The 18733-nt window shown below is 42.9% G+C and carries 15 protein-coding genes; 7 read left to right on the forward strand and 8 right to left on the reverse strand.

What is annotated here, in order from left to right:
* Positions 1–76: 76 nt before the first annotated feature.
* Positions 77–997 (reverse strand): HDOD domain-containing protein, encoded by a 921-nt coding sequence (locus OH463_RS02780; protein ID WP_005444535.1) that lies wholly within the window; start codon positions 995–997, stop codon positions 77–79.
* Positions 998–1367: 370 nt separating this feature from the next.
* On the opposite strand from OH463_RS02780, the gene OH463_RS02785 reads away from it, so the two are divergent.
* On the forward strand, positions 1368–1955 hold the full coding sequence (locus OH463_RS02785; RefSeq protein ID WP_005444533.1) for a TfoX/Sxy family DNA transformation protein: 588 nt from the start codon (positions 1368–1370) through the stop codon (positions 1953–1955).
* A gap of 210 nt (positions 1956–2165) precedes the next feature.
* Here the strand turns inward: OH463_RS02785 and OH463_RS02790 are convergent, their stop codons facing one another.
* The 3 genes from OH463_RS02790 to OH463_RS02800 all read right to left on the reverse strand — a co-directional run bounded on the left by OH463_RS02790 (position 2166) and on the right by OH463_RS02800 (position 5356).
* Positions 2166–2714, reverse strand: coding sequence for a hypothetical protein (locus OH463_RS02790; protein ID WP_005442235.1), 549 nt, complete (start codon positions 2712–2714; stop codon positions 2166–2168).
* A gap of 207 nt (positions 2715–2921) precedes the next feature.
* A complete protein-coding gene (locus OH463_RS02795) occupies positions 2922–3419 on the reverse strand; it encodes a response regulator (protein WP_009698122.1) in 498 nt (165 codons plus the stop codon).
* Positions 3416–5356: an ATP-binding protein gene (locus OH463_RS02800; protein ID WP_269990446.1), complete on the reverse strand. Its 1941-nt coding sequence runs from the start codon at positions 5354–5356 to the stop codon at positions 3416–3418. The genes OH463_RS02795 and OH463_RS02800 overlap by 4 nt, the downstream gene beginning before the upstream one ends.
* Before the next feature lie 185 nt (positions 5357–5541).
* Here OH463_RS02800 and OH463_RS02805 point away from each other — a divergent pair, with 185 nt between their 5' ends.
* The 4 genes from OH463_RS02805 to OH463_RS02820 all read left to right on the forward strand — a co-directional run bounded on the left by OH463_RS02805 (position 5542) and on the right by OH463_RS02820 (position 11298).
* A complete protein-coding gene (locus OH463_RS02805) occupies positions 5542–6804 on the forward strand; it encodes a DUF945 family protein (RefSeq protein ID WP_017188166.1) in 1263 nt (420 codons plus the stop codon).
* A 131-nt stretch (positions 6805–6935) separates the two neighbouring features.
* Entirely contained in the window at positions 6936–8030 is a 1095-nt protein-coding gene (gene serC, locus OH463_RS02810; protein WP_009698119.1) for a 3-phosphoserine/phosphohydroxythreonine transaminase, read from the forward strand.
* A gap of 167 nt (positions 8031–8197) precedes the next feature.
* Positions 8198–9367, forward strand: a complete 1170-nt coding sequence (locus OH463_RS02815; protein WP_005444513.1) for a sugar ABC transporter substrate-binding protein — start codon at positions 8198–8200, stop codon at positions 9365–9367.
* Positions 9364–11298, forward strand: coding sequence for a diguanylate cyclase domain-containing protein (locus OH463_RS02820; RefSeq protein WP_005444512.1), 1935 nt, complete (start codon positions 9364–9366; stop codon positions 11296–11298). The genes OH463_RS02815 and OH463_RS02820 overlap by 4 nt, the downstream gene beginning before the upstream one ends.
* A 78-nt stretch (positions 11299–11376) precedes the next feature.
* Here OH463_RS02820 and OH463_RS02825 read toward each other — a convergent pair whose 3' ends face one another.
* From OH463_RS02825 to dsdC, 4 genes are all read right to left on the reverse strand, one after another.
* On the reverse strand, positions 11377–11763 hold the full coding sequence (locus tag OH463_RS02825) for a hypothetical protein (protein WP_005444511.1): 387 nt from the start codon (positions 11761–11763) through the stop codon (positions 11377–11379).
* 234 nt (positions 11764–11997) lie between these two features.
* Positions 11998–13011, reverse strand: coding sequence for a helix-turn-helix domain-containing protein (locus OH463_RS02830; protein ID WP_017188162.1), 1014 nt, complete (start codon positions 13009–13011; stop codon positions 11998–12000).
* A gap of 549 nt (positions 13012–13560) precedes the next feature.
* A complete protein-coding gene (locus OH463_RS02835) occupies positions 13561–14511 on the reverse strand; it encodes a helix-turn-helix domain-containing protein (RefSeq protein WP_269990448.1) in 951 nt (316 codons plus the stop codon).
* A gap of 182 nt (positions 14512–14693) precedes the next feature.
* Positions 14694–15641 carry a DNA-binding transcriptional regulator DsdC gene (gene dsdC, locus OH463_RS02840; protein WP_038898864.1) on the reverse strand — a complete coding sequence of 316 codons (948 nt, stop codon included), beginning with the start codon at positions 15639–15641 and terminating at the stop codon, positions 14694–14696.
* A gap of 208 nt (positions 15642–15849) precedes the next feature.
* Here dsdC and dsdX point away from each other — a divergent pair, with 208 nt between their 5' ends.
* Both dsdX and OH463_RS02850 read left to right on the forward strand, forming a co-directional pair.
* A complete protein-coding gene (gene dsdX / locus OH463_RS02845; RefSeq protein WP_269990450.1) occupies positions 15850–17187 on the forward strand; it encodes a D-serine transporter DsdX in 1338 nt (445 codons plus the stop codon).
* A 15-nt stretch (positions 17188–17202) separates the two neighbouring features.
* Positions 17203–18534 carry a D-serine ammonia-lyase gene (locus OH463_RS02850; RefSeq protein WP_269990451.1) on the forward strand — a complete coding sequence of 444 codons (1332 nt, stop codon included), beginning with the start codon at positions 17203–17205 and terminating at the stop codon, positions 18532–18534.
* Positions 18535–18733: the final 199 nt, after the last annotated feature.

Genomic DNA, 18733 nt, shown 5'->3' on the forward strand with positions numbered 1-18733 from the left:
AAAATACGTAGCCACGCATAAACAGCTCAGAATACTATCTGATGCTTAGCGTGGCTTAAAATGAAGTATTGAGAGATTAAAGACCGCTTGCGCTTAGAACTTCTTTAATTTCACAATGGAAGTCAGTATCACTCATATTGCTCAACTCGTACAAGATTTCTGCACCCGTTAAATTGAATTCCACTTCATGATCTTCAATGCGTTCATCTTGGTTACGGAACATTAATAAGTGGTTTGCGATACGAGCAATATCTAGGTAGCTGACTTCTGGGCGCGATGCTTCATATTTTTCATTCGATGAAACCTCACGGAAATCATTGTCAAAACCCCACTTCTCCAATACTAATTTGCTTGTCGCAGAACAGCGCGTTTGGAATATTTGTAGTGCAATATCTGCATCTAAGTAATTACCACGATCAAGATATAAGTGGTATTCGTTGATGAGACAGAACAGACCAATATCCGCCAACAAACCTACTAATAGCGCTTTTTCTTGCTCTAGGTGACCGTATGTCGCTGGTTCATGCTTACGGAACTCTTGGACAACCAATACCATGGTTGCGCCTAGCTCACGAGAAACCGCGGCACTTTTCACCAATATACTATTGCAGTCTTTAGAAAGGTTGACCGAATGCTTTAACTGTTCAATTGCTTGAGCTGTGACGATATCCCTCACTCGTAAAATGCCTAAGCGAGATACCGCTGTTGTCAGGTCATTACAGGTAATATTACGGCGATTAAAAATCACGGAATTCGCGACGCGAACCACAACCGCAGCAAGACTAGGATCTTCTAGTAACGCATTTGCGACGTCGGAAATCGTGGTGTTTTCTTCTGTGCAGAGTTGCTGGATTTTAAGTACGACATCAGGGATAGGAGGAAGGGAGATTTTCCCGGTAGAAATTGATTGTTCTACTAGGTGAGCGAACTCAGATTCGAGTGCTTTTATAAGCTTATCTTTATTATTTGGTAGCCAAAAAAATGATAGATGTTCCATTATGACGTTGTGCTAGAGAGCTTTCGTACAGTGTACCTCCACACTATGTTGCTTATCAATTAAATACCTATTTCACGTTCGCAATTGCCGCATTTATCACCATGATGTTTGATTTTTGGCAGTTGCTGTGTCAAAAAAACATCGCTTAAGGATGAGTAAATGTGAAACTAATCACGTATGTGGAATTTGTAGTTCGGCAACTGTGACATAGATCCTAACTTATTTTTCAACGTTAAGTATGATTAAGACAGTTGGTGAGCGCAATTCACAAAAATATCGCCAACATATCGACAATTTATAATTCGCTATAAGCTGCTGTTCATCTGGTGACATCGCTAATCGGGGTAATTTATTCCAATTACAGAGGTCAATGGACATGACAGACCAAGCTTTTTTTAACTATGTAAGCAATTTTAGTGAGTACCAAAAACGTTCAATGTTTGGCGGGATTGGTTTATTCAGCAACGACGCAATGTTCGCACTAGTAAGTAACGACTGTTGTTATTTACGTGGTGGTAACGGGTTAGATGAAGAATTTACTCAACTAAACTGTGAAAAATATAAGCACGTCAAAAAACAAACGACGGCAACCGTTAACTACTATGATGTAACCGATCTATTTGACTCAGGTTTTGCGGGTCTAGACGCGTTGTTACAAAAATCGATTGAATGTTCTATTAAGGAACGTAAATACCAAAAGTCTTCAGCCAGTAGACGTTTGCGTGACCTACCCAATATGCAGTTGACGCTAGAGCGTATGGTCAAAAAAGCAGGTATTGATGACGTAGAAACGTTTTTGGAACTAGGACCAGTAGAAGTATTTAATAAAGTAAGAGTGACATACGGTAGTGATGTTGATGTGAAGCTTCTATGGAAGTTTGCTGGCGCCACTGATGGTATTCACTGGAAGCTGCTCCAAGAACCACGCAAGAAACAACTGCTGGCAATGTGTGAATAAATCGCTTTAGTTTCACGATGATTGACTCGTTTAGGATGAAGTTAGCGAGTCATAAAAGGTGAGTGTTGAAAGCGACAAAAGGAAGTTGATGCTTTTGGCCACTTCATTTGAGTTAGTCATTGCAACAAGACAGTTTGTAGATACAAAAAAACCGAGGTAAATGCCTCGGTTTTTTAGTTCATACTTTAAGAAAGTACGCTCAGTAGACGTTTAGAACTTAAAGCGAGTAGTGAACATTACTTGATCACCGTAGAAGTCGTTGATACGCGCTTCAGCACCCAGAGAGAATAGCTCTGTAGAGTGGAAACGAGCGTAAACAGAACCGATCCAATCGTCATCGTTGTCGATAGAAACGTAACCCGCTTTACCACCAACTTCTAGTTGAGGACCAAGCCATTGGCGCACGCCTAAGTTAAGTTCCATACCAACGTCAGTGCTGCTTGAGTTTGACGGTTGTACAACGCGCATTAGCATTGCACCCGTTAGGTCAGCCCAGTTGTTTAGTGGTGAGTGGAAACCAAAACCTGCTGCTGAATCGAAATCACCATCAAACTCAGAGTCGATGCGCGCGATTACGTGTGCATTTGGGTGGATTGATTTGCTGAAACCAGCACCGAACGTTACTGGGCTAGCACCAATGCGAGCTTCCATGTAGTCGTAGCTAAAGTTGCTCATTGTTGCTGGAGCGTTGTAGTCGTTCGCAGCTAGAGCTTGGCTTGATGCCAACAAAAGGGCAGCGGCTAATAGTGTTTTACGCATAACTAACGATAAACCTTGTCTTATAGTTCCATGGATCCAAGTAACCACTTGAACCGTAATCTGATTTGTTCGACATCATAATAAAAACGAAGGTCTACGACCAACAAAAATGTGTCGATGTTTTGTCAAATGACTCATTGTGCCGTTTTATCAGCAAAAAACGCGCCATGTTGATGACGAATATGACTTGTTTTTCTATCCCAGCTCTCATTCACCAAAGCTTGCACGTCGTTGTGCCATCGCGTTGAGGATTGCCTCTGCGTCTAGGATGGATGTCCACGATAATAAGTTGTCATCATTTTCTATCATAAAAGCAGTCAGTTGCGAAACAATAGCGTCTCTGAGCTCTTCACCTTTCCAAGGCTTGGCGATGTAGTAATCGAGGCTCGCATGATTGATTGCTTCAACGGTGTCTTCTAAGCCAGCTTGACCCGTTAAGAGCAGCTTGCGAGATGATTTAGTGTCACCATTTTGACTGAGTTCGATTAAAAAGCTGATGCCAGTTTGCTCCGGCATGATGTGGTCACACAGAATCAAGGCAAGCTGAATACCGTCTTCCGCCATTTCTTCAATCACCTGTTTTGCTTCCGTGACAGATTCCGCACCCTCAACAACGAAATTTTCTTCGAATGGCATCAAATCCTGAAGGACACTATCTAAGACTTCTCTTTCATCATCCACACATAAAATCAGATATTTAGTCATACTTCATCTCCTTCTTGAGTGATAGGTAACCAGACGGTCATGCAAGTGAAATGGTTGAGCTCAGATTCCACCTCTATCCAGCCTTTATGGCTTGCCATAATCTGTTGGCAGATAGACAGTCCGATACCTAAACCGAAATTACCTTCTTTCTTGGTTGTAAAGTTGAGTTCAAAAATGGCTTTTTGTTGCGATTCGGGGATGCCACATCCGTTGTCTGTAAATGAAATTACGGCATACTTTTGTTGGTTTTTTTCTACCAAGCGAGATTGAATAGTGAGTTCGCCTTTATCAGGAAAGGCATCAATGGCGTTGGAAATCAGATTCGTCCAAACTTGCTGTAAAGCAATGGGTTGGCAGAGTGTATTAGGAAGTTCTGCGTAGTTTGTTGTGACCTTATGCATCTTGAGTTTGTTCTCAAAGATCACCAATGTATCTTCTATGCCTTCATGTAAGTTGGCAAAGTGTAAACCTTCGTCGTCTGAGCGCGCGTAGCCTTTTAAGCTTTTCACCATATCAGCAATGCGAGCTGCGCAAACATTGATTGAGCGAAGTGATGCGCCGACTTGATGATATTGTTCTAACGTGCCAAGTGAATCCAATGAGTCGGCGTTTTGACGGTTAAGTTGTGCAACCAAAGTTTGGTCGCCCTCAAGTCCTAGATTAACGACTTTCTTTGCTAATGTTCTGTCGGGAAGGCTGGAGCTCAATTGTTTTACTCGCTCTCTGAGTTCTGCGGTCGAAGCCGGTTTGGCGTTTTGAGCTCTTGTCAGTAAACCAATGCCTTTTTCTTGAACCTCGTAACTAGGTAGCTGAGTGAGTAGGTTTTCAAGTGTCAGAGTTAGGTTTTCTACCCCTCGCAAGATAGCTGCAATGGGGTTGTTTAATTCGTGTGCGACACCCGCAACAAGTTGACCCAGCATCGCCATTTTTTCGCGTTCGATGAGTTGCTGGTGGGCGGACTCCAATGATTCCAATGTTTTTTGCAGTTGCAACTTAGTGTTGATACTGCGTTGCAATCGTCGGTTGAAGTGACGTAGCAACAAGTTGGTAAACAGAGGTAGTAAGTTAGAATCACCTTGCATCACCTTACGGAAGACATTTCTGTCAAGCTTGATGACTTCCGTTTTTGTTAGGGTGAGTGCAGTTGAAAACGAACTCTCTCCAGTGACAAATGACATGCCGCCGACAATGTTTCCTTTTGAATGGCGTACCACTTCACGTTGCATGCCAAGTTCATCACGTTTGTAGAGCGCTACCTCACCACTGGTAATAAACCACAAGAAACTGTTTGGCTCGCCTTCAATCGTAAGTAGGTGTTCAGGAGAGTAGGTACGGCAAGCCTTGGTATCGTCATTTTGTTCAAAGAAGTGTTGCAACGCCGTGATGACTTGTTCTGCAAGTTCCCCATCAGAGAGGGCGTGGTAGTCGTTCAAGAACCCTGCTTGATAGTTGCTCATCTGATTTTCGATGTGAGCGCGCAGCAATTTATGCTGGTCGAGGATTTGGCTGTAGTTGAGCAAGTCTTCTCTATCATGACGGAGAATGAACTGGGTCAGCTCTTTTTGCGCCGTATTGAACAGGACCTTATCCGGAAGAGGCTTGGTTAAGCAGTGATCGAGGCGTCCTTCATTGACGGCGGTTAAAATGGCCTCAATATCGGACGAGCAGCTAATGAGGATTTTGCGAGCTTGCTCAGTGTGTGGCTTGCGGTCTAGACCGATGAGGAAGTCAACGCCATTAAAATGTGCATGATGGCTCGCAATAACCAGCGCAACCTTTTGTTCTCTTTCTTCGAGATATTCGAGAGCGCTCTGTGCTTCTTCTATCGATTCCACAGAGAGAATATCAAACTTGCTCGAAAAGGCAGACAACTCCAATCGAAACTGTTCGGCACTGATTGGATTGTTGTCGAGGCACAATACGGCGTAACGGTTCACAGTGGTTTGAGCTCCGGTTAAAACTTGGCACCAACAACATATCAATTAAATATAGAAATGGTTGAGAGCTGAGTATTGTTCTCGATTAATGAACTAAAATAACCATCAATAGTCTGATATATCTCAATGTTTTATCCGCTTTGGGTTTGGGTTAGACTGAGCACAAATACTCAATAAGTGACGTTATGGAAAATCTTAAAAAAATCGGTGCCATTGGTGGCGCTATTTCTCTTGCGCTGTGTTGGCCGTTAGCAGTTGGTCAAATTGGTCAAACTATCATTGAAGATGGCATCGCCAATATGAACGATGAAATGGTCAAAGGTGAAATTGTGGAATATGACCGCGGTTACCTGTCTTCGGTCGTTCTGACGCGTTACACCGTTGTCGACCCAGAAATCAAAGCGCAGCTTGAGCGTGATGGTCTTCCGACAGCTTTTGATGTGACCAGCGACGTAACACATGGTTTAACAAGCCTAAGTGCTGACTCTAAATTGGTGGATGCTGACTTTTTGCCGCTGACGATGCACAGTAAAACACAGCTCAACGGAAACACGGATTTCACGCTTAACCTAGCAAGTTGGAATTACCAAAACGACGCTCAAGGTATGCACCTTTCATCTAGTCCTGCGCAAGTTAAAGGTAATGTGACTGTGCTGGGTGATTTAAACTACCAAGTGTCGATTCCTTCGGTACAAATCGACTTTGAAAATGGTGAAGAGATTCATCTAACAGAGCTGAAAGGTGAAGGCAAAGGTAAGCAAGCAAAAGGATACTGGCTAGGGGAGCAATCTTTCTCTCTACAAAAACTGGATATTGTTGATGCGCAACTTGCCCCGATGTTCCTAATCGAGAACGCAAGCTACAGTGGCAATACATCCCTGAATGAATCTGGCGACAAACTGAACACCCAGTTGGTATTAGACGCCAAGCAAATGCGTTTAACGGATGGTACAGACGTTGATAACTTCAAGCTTGATTTCGCTATCGGTGATATTGACAGCCAGTCGTTCGATCAAATTATGTCGATTTACCAAAATTCACCAATGCTAGATGAGCAAGAGATTCAAAAGCTGTTGCCGCATATTGATACTTTGTTTAGCAAAGGCTTTAACCTATCAGTCAACGAACTATCTCTCGCATTTGGAGACGGCAAATTCCGTAATGAATGGCAATTATCCGTGCCGGAAGGTACCGACCACATCACGCAAGACCCGATGAAGCTAATGACAGCGACAAAAGGCTCGCTGAATACTTACTTCTCTGATGAGTTGGTGGATCTGTACCCATTCATTCAAGAAGGCGTTGACGAGTTGATGGTGATGGAACTTATTGAGAAAAAAGACAAGGGCTATGAACTAAAAGCACAAATTTCTGATGGGAAATTGAAGTTCGAAAATGGACAAGAATTTCCTTTAATCGCACTGCTTATGCCTGCATTGATGCAATAGAGAAGTTTACAAAGTAAGTTTTTAGCTTTTCCAGTTTAAAAAGAGGTCGTAAGACCTCTTTTCTTGTTTTTATCCCTGCAAAAACGTGATATTAATTTCGTAATCTTTACTTAGCAGGAGCAATGAGCATCATGGAACAAAATACGGACAACGTATTTAACTTCAGTGCAGGACCTGCAGGTCTGCCAAAAGCAGTCATGCAGCAAGCACAAAAGGAGCTAATCAACTGGCAAGGTCTTGGGACTTCAGTGATGGAAATCAGTCACCGAAGCAAAGAGTTCATTAAGGTTGCAGAAGAAGCAGAGCAAGACCTTCGTGATCTTTTAAATATCCCAGACAACTACAAAGTATTGTTTTGCCAAGGTGGTGCTCGTGCTCAATTTGCCGCTGTTCCACTAAACCTATTAGGTAGCGCGGAAACTGCGACTTACATTGATGGTGGTTACTGGGCAGAAAGCGCAGTAGCAGAAGCGAAAAAGTACTGTGAACCTGACGTGTTCAACGCAAAAACGGTGATTGACGGTAAAGCGGCAGTTCTACCTGCAACAGAATGGAAAATTTCGCCAGATGCGGCTTACGTCCATTTTTGCCCGAACGAAACCATTGATGGTATTGAAATCAACGATCTGCCAGTAACGGATAAACCAATTGTTGCAGATATGTCTTCGACCATTCTTTCTCGTGAAATTGATGTTTCTCAATACGGTGTCATTTACGCTGGTGCACAAAAGAACATTGGTCCATCAGGCATTGCAATTGCGATTGTTCGTGACGATCTTCTTGGTTTGGCGAAAGAAGTGCTACCGAGTATTCTTGACTACAAAGTGTTGGCAGAAAAAGAGTCGATGTTCAACACGCCTCCTACATTCGCTTGGTACTTATCAGGTCTAGTGTTTAAGTGGTTAAAAGAGCAGGGTGGCGTAAAAGCGATCGAGCAAGTAAACCGTGAAAAAGCAGCACTGCTATACGATTACATCGATCAGTCTGATTTCTACCGTAACGGAGTGCACTCTGCGAACCGTTCTCTGATGAACGTACCGTTCCAACTAGCAAAACCAGAACTTGATGGCACATTCCTAGAGTTGGCAGATGCAAAAGGACTGAAGGCACTAAAAGGTCACCGTGCCGTTGGTGGTATGCGTGCATCAATTTACAACGCGATGCCGCTTGAAGGAGTGCAAGCTCTCGTGGACTTTATGCGTGAGTTCGAGCAAGAGTACGCTTAATCACTAACTGTGATATAATCTTTGAAAGCGTCGCAATTGCGGCGCTTTTTGCTTTCTATGGTAGGGTGAAGCACCAATGGAAGCACCCGCACATTTCCTGTCGGCGCTTTTGAATAAGCACCAGTCGTTCGCTACTTTTGTAATACCATCAATTTTCGAGAATTCTAGTGAGAAACCTGAGCCTGTTGTTGTTATTTCTGTTTTCCTCCTTGGTCTCCGCTCAAGAGATCCAAGTTTGGAGTGGCATTGAATATTCTACCGTCGCAGAAATTAACGAGCGCTTCGAAGCCGAAACAGGCAACACACTCGCGATCAGAGAGTTCGATGTAAACAATATCCGTTCAGAACTACTACTCGCCAAGCAAACTGGTATTACCGTGCCTGATGTTATTTGGGTTCCTTCTGATTTCTTGGGACTACATGACTACTTTGATCTCGCCCAAATTCCGCCAAGCTGGTTAGAAGAGAAAAGCATAGAGCCAAAAGCTCTGGAACTCGTCACCGTGGACGACGCCATTTATGGGGTACCGCTTGGTTTAGGTAATCACTTGGTTTTGTATGTGAATACGAAGCTGACCAACGAAGTACAGCCAACTTGGGAAAAGCTTATTGAAGATGCCAAACAGGGCAGCACGCTCGCAATGCAGTATCCGAACATGTACTTCTTGATGTCGTTTGTGCCTATGTTTTCCGATCATAGAACGCAACCTATCACCGATATTGATGTTGGTGCACTGGCGGCGGCTCTTAAGTTTTATGGTCGTTTACCTAAAGAAGGTGTGGTGATTGATGATTACAACCAAGATCAAGCGCGAGCGTTGTTCATTGAAGGGAAGGCGCCATATCTCATTGATGGTGATTGGGCGCTAGGTGAGCTGAAGCAACACTTCTCAACAGAACTCAGAATCAGCAGTTTACCGACGTACAATAATCACCACATGCACTCACTGAGTGGCGGAAAGGTGTTGGCATTTAATGCTGAAGCAATGCGCAATCCGGCGAAGAAAAAAGCAATGCGTACTCTGGCGATGATCGTACAAAAGCCGGAGTTTATTGAAGACGTCATCATCAACCAGAACTTGATCTCTACCAATCGCTCAATCAACCGCAAATGGTATGACGAAGAGAACACCTACTATAGCGATTTGTACAAAGAGCTGACCCCCGCTTATGCCATGCCAAGTACCGTAGAAATGGCGGTTACTTGGGAAGCGTTGATTCGCGGATATAAGCGCTATAAAGCAGGCATGCCTGCACACGGCGCCGCTCAATTTGTGGTGGACTTCATCAATAAACATTCAAATCACATTCACAAGAGTAGGAAAGCATCCTTATGATAAGTTTGCGTAGCATCTTAACTTTGATTGTGGTGGTAGGGTCGTTACTGCCTGCTTATTGGGTGGGCACCAGTATGATCGATAAGCACCAAACCGATTTGTTGGTGCAAAAAGAACTTAAACTGGAAAATACCAATCAAGGTATCCAAGAAACGATAGGTGAAGACCTGACCTTTGTGGCGAACTTAACTCGCTGGTATTCCAAGGATCGCTTACTCGTTCAAGGCATGGATAACGTCCTGTATTCATCCATTATCTGGCAAATGATAGAGACATTTGAAGAGTTGGCGGTCAATGTCAGTACGACTTACATTATCGATAAAAACTGGCAACCAATGTACGAAAGCAATGGCTCAGTATATCACCTAGAAAACAGTAAGCTGCTGACCAAAATTCGAGCCGCTGAAGACATTTATAAGCAAGGTAAGATGTATCACAGTACTTACTTTGATGAGGGGCTGGTATTAAATGGGGGGCAAAGTGGTATCGCCTTTGTCAGCCCGTTACTGCCGTACACGCTGCTGCCAGGTTCAGAGTATGAGCCGCAAGGTTATTTGGTTGTTTTAGTGTCATATCAGGATTTAATCCGAATTTCGCAACCATTCTTATATGCTCAAGAAAGCGTTAACTTCCACTATGGTGCGGTGAGTAATACCAAGGGGGATACCACGCATCATTTGAGTAAAATTACCGTCCAGAACAACAGTTTTGTGAAGCCATTAGAAGTGACTATGATTCACACTGTGTCAGACGCAGCACGAAACCAAGAACTGACACAATCGAAGCAACAGCTATTAAATATCATCATTGCGACCTTGGTTGTGACGCTATGCATTGCGATTGTGGCAAGCCGATGGCTTACAGAACCTATTCGTCAGATGGAAGTGGTCGTGCGTCGATTTAAAACGAATAAACGACCAGATTTATCGCCTAAGCGTTTTCAATTTAAAGAGTTTAGACAGTTGATGAGCCTATTGGATTCGCTTTGGGCGCAATTGACCAGTCAGATGGATGAGTTGGAAGTACGAAACAAAGCGCTGCGCAACGCCAACCAACAAGTTCAAGATACTAACGCGCAACTTGCGAACTTCAACCAAAAGCTAGAGCATCGAGTTGAAGAGCAAACGGCGGAGTTGCGGGCAAACTTAACACGCGAAGAAGCGCACCAAGCAAAACTCATGACGCTGATTAACTTTACCACTAGCCATGCAGGGGTAGGGTTCCATGCGATTCCGGAAGTGATTAATTCGGGGCTCTCCCGCTTGTTTCCTGACTCAGACATGCGCTTTAGTTTTGAAAAACCGCGCAGCGAAAATGCGAAAACCATGCGATCTTCTACGGGAGCTGAAATTGGTTACTTCTGTTATGGCAATTATGTCATGACAGGAGAAGATCGCATTTTATTGGAGCTATTTAAGAAGCAGTTATACTCGTGGCTGGAGTTAGAAGATTTCGCACGTCGAGACAAACTCTCAAAGTGCTTTAATCGTAAGGCGTTTGACGAAGACTATGAGTTTGCTTGCCAATCCGTCATTCAAGGACATTGGCAATCTATGGCTATTATTGTGATTGATATAAACGGCTTAAAAAACCTCAATGACAATTATGGGCACGACCGTGGTGATGTTTTGATTGCTAAGTCAACGCAACTCATCAAGTCGGTTCTCAATGGAAAATCCTTGTTGTACAGAATTGGTGGTGATGAATTTGCCGTCATTGCAAAAGACTTGAGCATTGACGCTCTAAACGCGTTGATTACACGTCTTGAGGTATCTCAACAGAATAAGTGGGTTGAGCTATCTGAGCATAACCGCTACCCAGTTCAGTTTTCTGTTGGAGGGGCTTCAAGTGAATCTGTGTCGATTGAAAATCTGTTTTCGATCGCGGATGAAGCTATGTATGAGAAAAAACGCGCCTTCTATCAGAAGTAATAATGAGTAATCGCAGACAGAAAAGCCCTTGTTCTTGCCGAATTAAGGGCTTTTTCGTATCCGGTTTTAAACGTTAGGTTAGTTAAGGTGTAGAGTCAGGGGTTTCGCGATAGCAATGGATTCAATCGGCGAATCATCATCGAGAGGATAGGAGATACTAGAGCTGACAATGCCTGCGTTATATAGGCAATAGACGATATCAAGTTTGATATTATTTTGTTTAAGTTCGATGCCCGTCAATACTGAATCACAGTCAGCTATTTCAGATAAATTTACCGCTTTTTGTAGTGAGATTTTTAATAGACGATCTTCCGCTTCATAGCTGAATGCTCTTACTGCAAAGTCATCAATATCAATGATGGATTGGTTTTCTTCATTAGTGTCTAGAAATATTGGATTAACTTTATCCCGATATTGAATTGAGAGTGTCCCGTGCAAATCAAATGGATAGCGAATCTTTTTCATGCGTTTCACCTGCTAATAAATTAAAGCGCTTGGGTATAGATCTTAACGACTTAGATGTTGAGCAGGATAGCATTTGAGAATTGATGAGCATCTTGATTGCTAAGTGATATAGCGGCAATCATTTGAATGCCGCTATAGAGCTGTGAACCGTTATCAGAAGTCAAAGATAGCGATATGAAGGCACAGTGAATCTAAACTAACAATCGACAGCAAAGCGTAAAAGCCGGTATTTGTTTAACAAATGCAATTAGGGTGTTCTGTACAACTGTCACATTGGCGATGAGTACAAACACCACAACACGTCAATAAATAGAGAAATTCTGGCTGAATAAACAGCTCACTGGTTTCAATATACATGATTGCGCGAGTATAGCGTTTAGCGCCAACTTTGATTGCACCTACCGGGCTTTCTCCTTCGTAAGCCGCAACACTAAAGCCCATTTTAAACATCACATCGACCGAGCTCTTTAAAGTGACACTTGCGTAATAATGATGGATATGCGCGTTTTGAGCCAAGAAAGTGAACTCTGTATGCAGCTGTTTACGAAATACGCGTTCATTTTTGGAGTGCTGACTGATGGCGTAGTAAGAATATACTCCTTTCTCTCTCAATGGCTTGGTTAATCTAAGGTCAATCGTGTCGATAGGTAAGCGTTGCTTTTTAGTTCTATCTAGCTCATTTTCCAATGTGGGCACAGTAAAAAACATACCAATGTTATGACCGACTAGCTCACCTTTGGAAAGGTATTTATAAGCAATTGCTCGATTGTCTTTCTGATATTCAACCAAATCAATAGTCGCAAGACTATGTTTAATATTTAAAGACTTAAGCTGATTATGAAAGTTGTTCAGACTATTAATGAATTCTTGCTCATTATTTTGGCTCAGTTCTTCCTCTTCAATATGATCATACACAACAGGGTAAGCATTTTTGTAGTCAATCCCTGAGATGATAGACATTGCGTCTTGGTATCTTTGTTTCAAAGACAATTCAAACTGTTCAACCTCGTCTTTTAAAGGCGTATCTAACCCTAAATTACAAAGGTATGGCAGCAGGTTGTTTTCAAATGCACGAAGCACTCTGACTCGTCGGCTTAGACTCGGTTGAGTGATTCCTCTTTCCCATCGGCTAAAAGTAACACAGTCTATATTTGCTAAATCACCACCTAATAGATTTAGTCTTATTGATGCTTGCTCCTGAGTTAACCCTAATGTGGTTCTTATTGATTTTAGATAACTCCCGAACACTTTACTTCCCCCATAGGTTTAAAACATGTCCATAGCTAATTGTTATTTTTCGTTTAAGTTATGTGCATGACATTTCTCTGCCAAATGTGTCAATTTTGAGAAATGGTATTCCGGTACGGTACAATCATTTAAAATTGATGAGACATATAGGAAGTTGGAAATGCATTAATATTTATGTCGTGCTGCTCATAAATATCATGCAAATCGTATTATGTTTGTCGTTTAATTGAGAAGGCATTGTGCGTATTCTATAGGCATGAGATGCCTAGTTGAAAATGAAGGATATTATTTTGCATTCATATAACCATATGAATAATAATGATTTTATTGTTTTATTTATCAATGTCCAAACAAAAATAATTGAATTTTAATTCGAGCTAATATTTTTTGCCATTATCTTAAAAATGAGAAATGTTCATCAAAGAGAATATATTTCATAAGAAAATAATAGGTATTAATGGAATGGTGTTCTTTAGGTGAATTTCAACCTCTTATACGTAGGAATATACGAACTAAAGCCATTAATAACGTCGCATAGTCATTTTATATTTATCTTTGAGCAGCCATGTTGGTTTGATGTTGGTGGAGCAGGTAGATCATCGCTGGCTGAGCTAACAGCACGGCAGTATCCAATTTCAATAAACACTTTCGATATGCTTTTCGACCGATTTTGACAGAGCCGGTCCGAGCTGGGCTGTCATACGCGACTTTTTTTGCACCAAGGTCCACTAGATAATCACTGAATTTGTTATCGAAGGCATAGTAGTAAATCTCAGTAATATTGGATTTGCTCGCGATGTAATCCACAAACGTTGGGTGCAGTGTCATGAAGACTTGTTCACTCATGGCATAACGACTCAAACAACACATGGCGAATTGATACTGCTCCGAATAAGACCGCACGAGCTCAAATGGCAGTGTTTGGTTAGGATTGGTAAAGTGTTCGTCGAGGTCCTTTGTTTTAAATAAGAAGGAAATTGAATGTCCTTTTACCTTGTTGGACTCACTATCTCTATACACCTTGGCTATCAATTTGTTTTCTTCATCTAATGCTAAGAAATCAAGGTCCAGCATTCCTGGGTAGTGAGCATCGGCATTTAGGAAGAAGTTATGCAACCGTGGGAGGTGAGTGTCGATGTCATGAGCAAAGAGTGCCTCTTCGATAATAGGCGCTTCTTCTTGGGGTCTTAATTCTTCATATCCAGAAGAAAGTAATAGTGCTTTTTGTGAGTAGTAACGTTCATAAATGATATCGTCCAAAAACGTTTCGTTCTCCGGCGAAGGCAAAGAGAGCAAAAAAGGTCTGAGATCTAAGGTAAGCTCACGTAGCACTTTAATTGCTTTGACGGTCTTAGGAGCCGTTGCATTCCTTTCCCAGCGACTAATAGTGACTGAATCCACAGATGAAAACTCTGGATTTGCCAAGTTTAATTTTGTCGCAAGCTCCCTTTGCGTTAATCCAAGTTGATATCTCAATTGCTTTAGATAATCACCGAACATTAACTACCTCACCAAGTTTGTTCTGTTTGGGGTATTGATTGTTGGGTCATTATAGGGAGAGACAGACAAAGCTCAAGCATCAGCGCTTTCTAATGAAGGCGCTGGTTTTTCAGTCAGCCTTAACATTTATTTGTGACGCGAAATCGGCGCGTGAAGTAATAGATCTTCTGAATCGTTTTCTCTTATATTCTCGTTATACTGATTTGCTCAATTAGCCAGTTAATAAAAAGCTCAAGCTTTCGAGAATGTTTTTCGTTAGCCGTAACGACATAATATTTCTGTTTGCATTGCAGAGTTTGGTTTCTAAAAGGGGTGATCAGTTCGCCGGATTTAAGTCGTTTTTCCACCAGCGATAATCGACCGATAGCAACCCCCGCATTGTGCATAGCAGCACTGACGGCTAAATCGGATCGGTCGAATGAAATGCTTGGAATAGCATCAATGTCTGTTATGCCATTTTGCTTTGCCCACAGTGTCCATTCATCGTGATGGGAGTTGTAATCCCATGCTTGGTTGTCGTGAAGTAGGGTGGCGTTTACCAAATTCGCTGGCTTTTCAAATAGGTTAAATTGTTCTGCATATGTTTGAGTGCAGACCGGGATTATCTCTTCGCTCATCAATTCTTTCGACCACAACTTTTCTGGCATTTGCTCATCGAAATAGATCGCGGCATCGATGCCATAACCTTGGAAATTGACGTTCTCATTGCCAGTAAGAATATTCAGCTCGATGGAAGGGTGCTTTTGCTTAAATAGGTACAACCTAGGCACAAGCCAACATTGTGCAAAAGAAGGGCGGGAGTAAATCGTCAGCTCTCCGGAGACTTCGCCATTTCTGACTTCCATGACCTCTTGGTTTAACTCGTTGAGCGTTCTGTTCAAGGCGAGATAAATACGCTCCCCTTCTTCAGTGAGTGTGATTTTTCGGTGAGAGCGGGTAAACAAGGCAATGCCAAGTTCTTCTTCTAGCTTGTTGATACGGTGAGAGATGGCGCTGGGCGTCATGGAGAGTTCTTCTGCTGCAAGAGAAAATGAACAGTGTCGTGCTGCCACTTCAAAAGTATGAAGCTTGGAAAGTTGAAAACTATTGATGCGTTGGTTCTTGGCGAAAATATTATCTCTGGTGTACATGTGCGTTATTGAGTCGAACTTGATAGAACACATAATAACGACGTTGTTATAGTTGGATTCACCTATTGGTCGAAAAATTCACTAAACGTCGTATAAATCACGCTTTTGTTTAAGTTTACTTCATCTAAAGGTGAGTTTTGATCGTTTGTCAGGGCTATGGATTCCTCGTTTAATTGCAGTCAATTAAAACAACAACATAGGTCTGAACATGGAATCCAACCTTTGGGTCATTACTACCCTCATAACGAGTATCTTAATGATCGTTTTTGCGATCGTTAAGTTTAAACTCCATCCTTTTTTAGCGCTGTTACTCGCCAGTTTTTACGTTGGTGGGATGATGGGCATGCAACCTTTAGAGATGGTCAGTGCTATCGAAAGTGGCATTGGCGGCACTCTTGGTTTTCTTGCTGTCGTGATTGGTTTAGGCACCATACTTGGCAAGATGATGGAAGTGTCTGGGGCGGCTGAGCGAATTGGGCTTACCCTACAAAAGATTCGCTGGCTATCACCTGAAGTCATTATGGTGTTAATCGGCCTTGTTTGCGGAATTACCCTATTCGTAGAAGTTGGCGTGGTGCTGTTAATTCCACTGGCTTTTTCGATTGCGAAAAAAACCAATACCTCACTTTTAAATCTCGCCATTCCGCTTTGTACCGCCTTGATGGCAGTGCACTGTATTGTTCCTCCACACCCCGCCGCATTGTTTGTGACCAATGAGCTTGGTGCTGATATCGGTTCTGTGATTTTCTATGGCTTACTCATAGGTTTGGTTGCGTCTTTAGTTGGCGGTCCGCTGTTCTTGAAGATGATGGGTGCTCGTCTACCTTTCAAAACCGTACCTGAAGAGTTCACCTCACTAGAAGTGAAAGATGAAGCACAATTACCATCTTTGGGGGCGACGCTATTCACCGTGATGTTACCTATTGCGCTGATGCTGTTAAAAACGGCGGCAGAACTCAATATGGAACATGGCAGTGCGCTGTACACCACTTTGGAGTTTATCGGTAACCCAATTACAGCAATGTTTATCGCCGCTTTTGTTGCTTATTACATGTTAGGTATTAAGCAGAACATGGGCATGAGTGTACTGCTTGAGAAAACGGAAGGTGCATTTTCTTCGATTGCTAACATCTTGCTGATTATTGGCGCTGGTGGTGCATTCAACGGCGTATTAAAGGGCAGTGGTTTGGCGGATGTATTGACACAGTTACTTTCTAATCTCGATATGCATCCGATCCTTCTTGCATGGCTTGTCGCGATTATTCTGCATGCGGCAGTGGGCTCTGCCACCGTTGCCATGATGGGCGCGACGGCAATTGTGGCTCCATTACTCCCACTTTATCCGAACGTAAGTCCAGAAATCATTACTCTGGCTATAGGCTCTGGCGCAATTGGTTGTACGATAGTGACCGATTCGCTCTTTTGGTTGGTGAAGCAATATTGCGGAGCCACGATGACAGAAATCTTCAAGTACTACACGACAGCGACATTCATTGCCTCTTTTGTAGCATTAGCAGGCACATTCCTTCTGTCGTACATGATCTAATAAAGGTAAACAATAATGACTACGCATAACGTAAACGCACTAGTAGCAGAATTCCCTTTGGTTGAGCGACTCATTGGGTTAGAAGAGGTGGTTTGGTTCAACCCAAATATCACCACACTTGAAGAAGGTCTGCCGTACGTTGGTTTAGGTGCAGCCAACATCAAAGACGCGAGTGAACGACTAAAACGCTTTGCTCCATACTTAATGAAAGCCTTCCCAGAAACGGCGGCTTCTAACGGAATTATTGAATCGAACGTTGTTGACATCGACAAGATGAAGTCCTGCTTGGAAGCGCAATATGGCACTCAAATTCTTGGACGTTTGATGCTGAAAAAAGACAGTCATTTGCCTATTTCAGGATCAATAAAGGCGCGTGGTGGCATCTATGAAGTGCTAACACATGCAGAGAAGTTGGCGATTGAAGCTGGGCTTCTAAGTGAAAGTGATGATTACAGCAAATTGTTCAGTGAAGAGTTTCGTCAGTTCTTTCAGCAGTACAGCATTGCCGTAGGTTCGACAGGGAATCTAGGTATGTCTATCGGCATCATGAGTGCAAAACTTGGCTTCTCGGTATCGGTTCATATGTCAGCGGATGCACGAGAGTGGAAGAAAAACAAGCTGCGTTCTCATGGCGTAAACGTGGTGGAGTACGAGCAAGATTACGGTGTTGCTGTAGAGCAGGGACGCAAAGAAGCGGAGAAAGATCCAACTTGCTTCTTTATTGATGATGAGAACTCTCAGACCTTGTTCTTAGGTTATTCCGTTGCAGGCGAACGCTTGAAGCAACAGTTTGATGATATGGGTATCATCGTTGACGCGGAGCACCCTCTGTTCGTTTACCTACCTTGTGGGGTGGGCGGTGGTCCTGGTGGTGTGGCGTTTGGCTTGAAGATGGCATTTGGTGACCACGTTCATTGTATCTTCGCGGAGCCGACACACTCTCCGTGTATGCTGCTTGGGGTGCACACTGGCTTACATGATGACATCGCGGTGCAAGATCTTGGTATCGACAACATTACTGCCGCTGATGGTCTAGCGGTAGGGCGTGCGTCTGGTTTTGTGGGACGAGCAATGGAAAGACTGCTTGATGGTTACTACACCATGACGGATGAGCGCATGTACCATCATCTGGGTGAGCTAAGTGAACAAGAAGACATTCGTTTAGAGCCTTCTGCGTTGGCGGGCATGATGGGGGCAGTTCACGTTTCACAAGACCAAGCTTACCAAGCTCGAATGCAATTTAGTGAAGATAAGATGAAGAACGCCATTCACCTAGTTTGGGCGACGGGTGGCGGTATGGTGCCAGAGGCTGAAATGTCGGCGTACCTTGCGAAATCTGGTCGATAATCGAGTTTGCTCTCGCTTTGGGAACTGCGAGAGTAATACCAATCGTAGCAAATAACTGTTCATTCTAGCTGGTTATAACGCTTGATAACTTTGTTTACTTTTCGTTTCAAAGTAAGTTAATTGTAGAGTAACTACTTATCGAAAATTTTAGCCTTGTTCTCAAGCGTTTTTTCTGCGCTAACTCTGAACACTTGCTTAC

The sequence above is a fragment of the Vibrio sp. NFR genome (assembly GCF_027587095.1).
Classification (GTDB): Bacteria; Pseudomonadota; Gammaproteobacteria; order Enterobacterales; family Vibrionaceae; genus Vibrio; species Vibrio harveyi.

Bases quoted from the DNA above. Each gene is read 5' to 3' on its own strand.
- OH463_RS02820 (WP_005444512.1), top strand. From the start codon at position 9,364: ATGATAAGTTTGCGTAGCATCTTAACTTTGATTGTGGTGGTAGGGTCG.
- OH463_RS02825 (WP_005444511.1), bottom strand. From the start codon at position 11,763: ATGAAAAAGATTCGCTATCCATTTGATTTGCACGGGACACTCTCAATT.
- dsdC (WP_038898864.1), bottom strand. From the start codon at position 15,641: ATGTACACCAGAGATAATATTTTCGCCAAGAACCAACGCATCAATAGT.
- OH463_RS02805 (WP_017188166.1), top strand. From the start codon at position 5,542: ATGGAAAATCTTAAAAAAATCGGTGCCATTGGTGGCGCTATTTCTCTT.
- dsdX (WP_269990450.1), top strand. From the start codon at position 15,850: ATGGAATCCAACCTTTGGGTCATTACTACCCTCATAACGAGTATCTTA.
- OH463_RS02850 (WP_269990451.1), top strand. From the start codon at position 17,203: ATGACTACGCATAACGTAAACGCACTAGTAGCAGAATTCCCTTTGGTT.
- OH463_RS02795 (WP_009698122.1), bottom strand. From the start codon at position 3,419: ATGACTAAATATCTGATTTTATGTGTGGATGATGAAAGAGAAGTCTTA.
- OH463_RS02790 (WP_005442235.1), bottom strand. From the start codon at position 2,714: ATGCGTAAAACACTATTAGCCGCTGCCCTTTTGTTGGCATCAAGCCAA.
- OH463_RS02835 (WP_269990448.1), bottom strand. From the start codon at position 14,511: ATGTTCGGTGATTATCTAAAGCAATTGAGATATCAACTTGGATTAACG.
- serC (WP_009698119.1), top strand. From the start codon at position 6,936: ATGGAACAAAATACGGACAACGTATTTAACTTCAGTGCAGGACCTGCA.
- OH463_RS02780 (WP_005444535.1), bottom strand. From the start codon at position 997: ATGGAACATCTATCATTTTTTTGGCTACCAAATAATAAAGATAAGCTT.
- OH463_RS02785 (WP_005444533.1), top strand. From the start codon at position 1,368: ATGGACATGACAGACCAAGCTTTTTTTAACTATGTAAGCAATTTTAGT.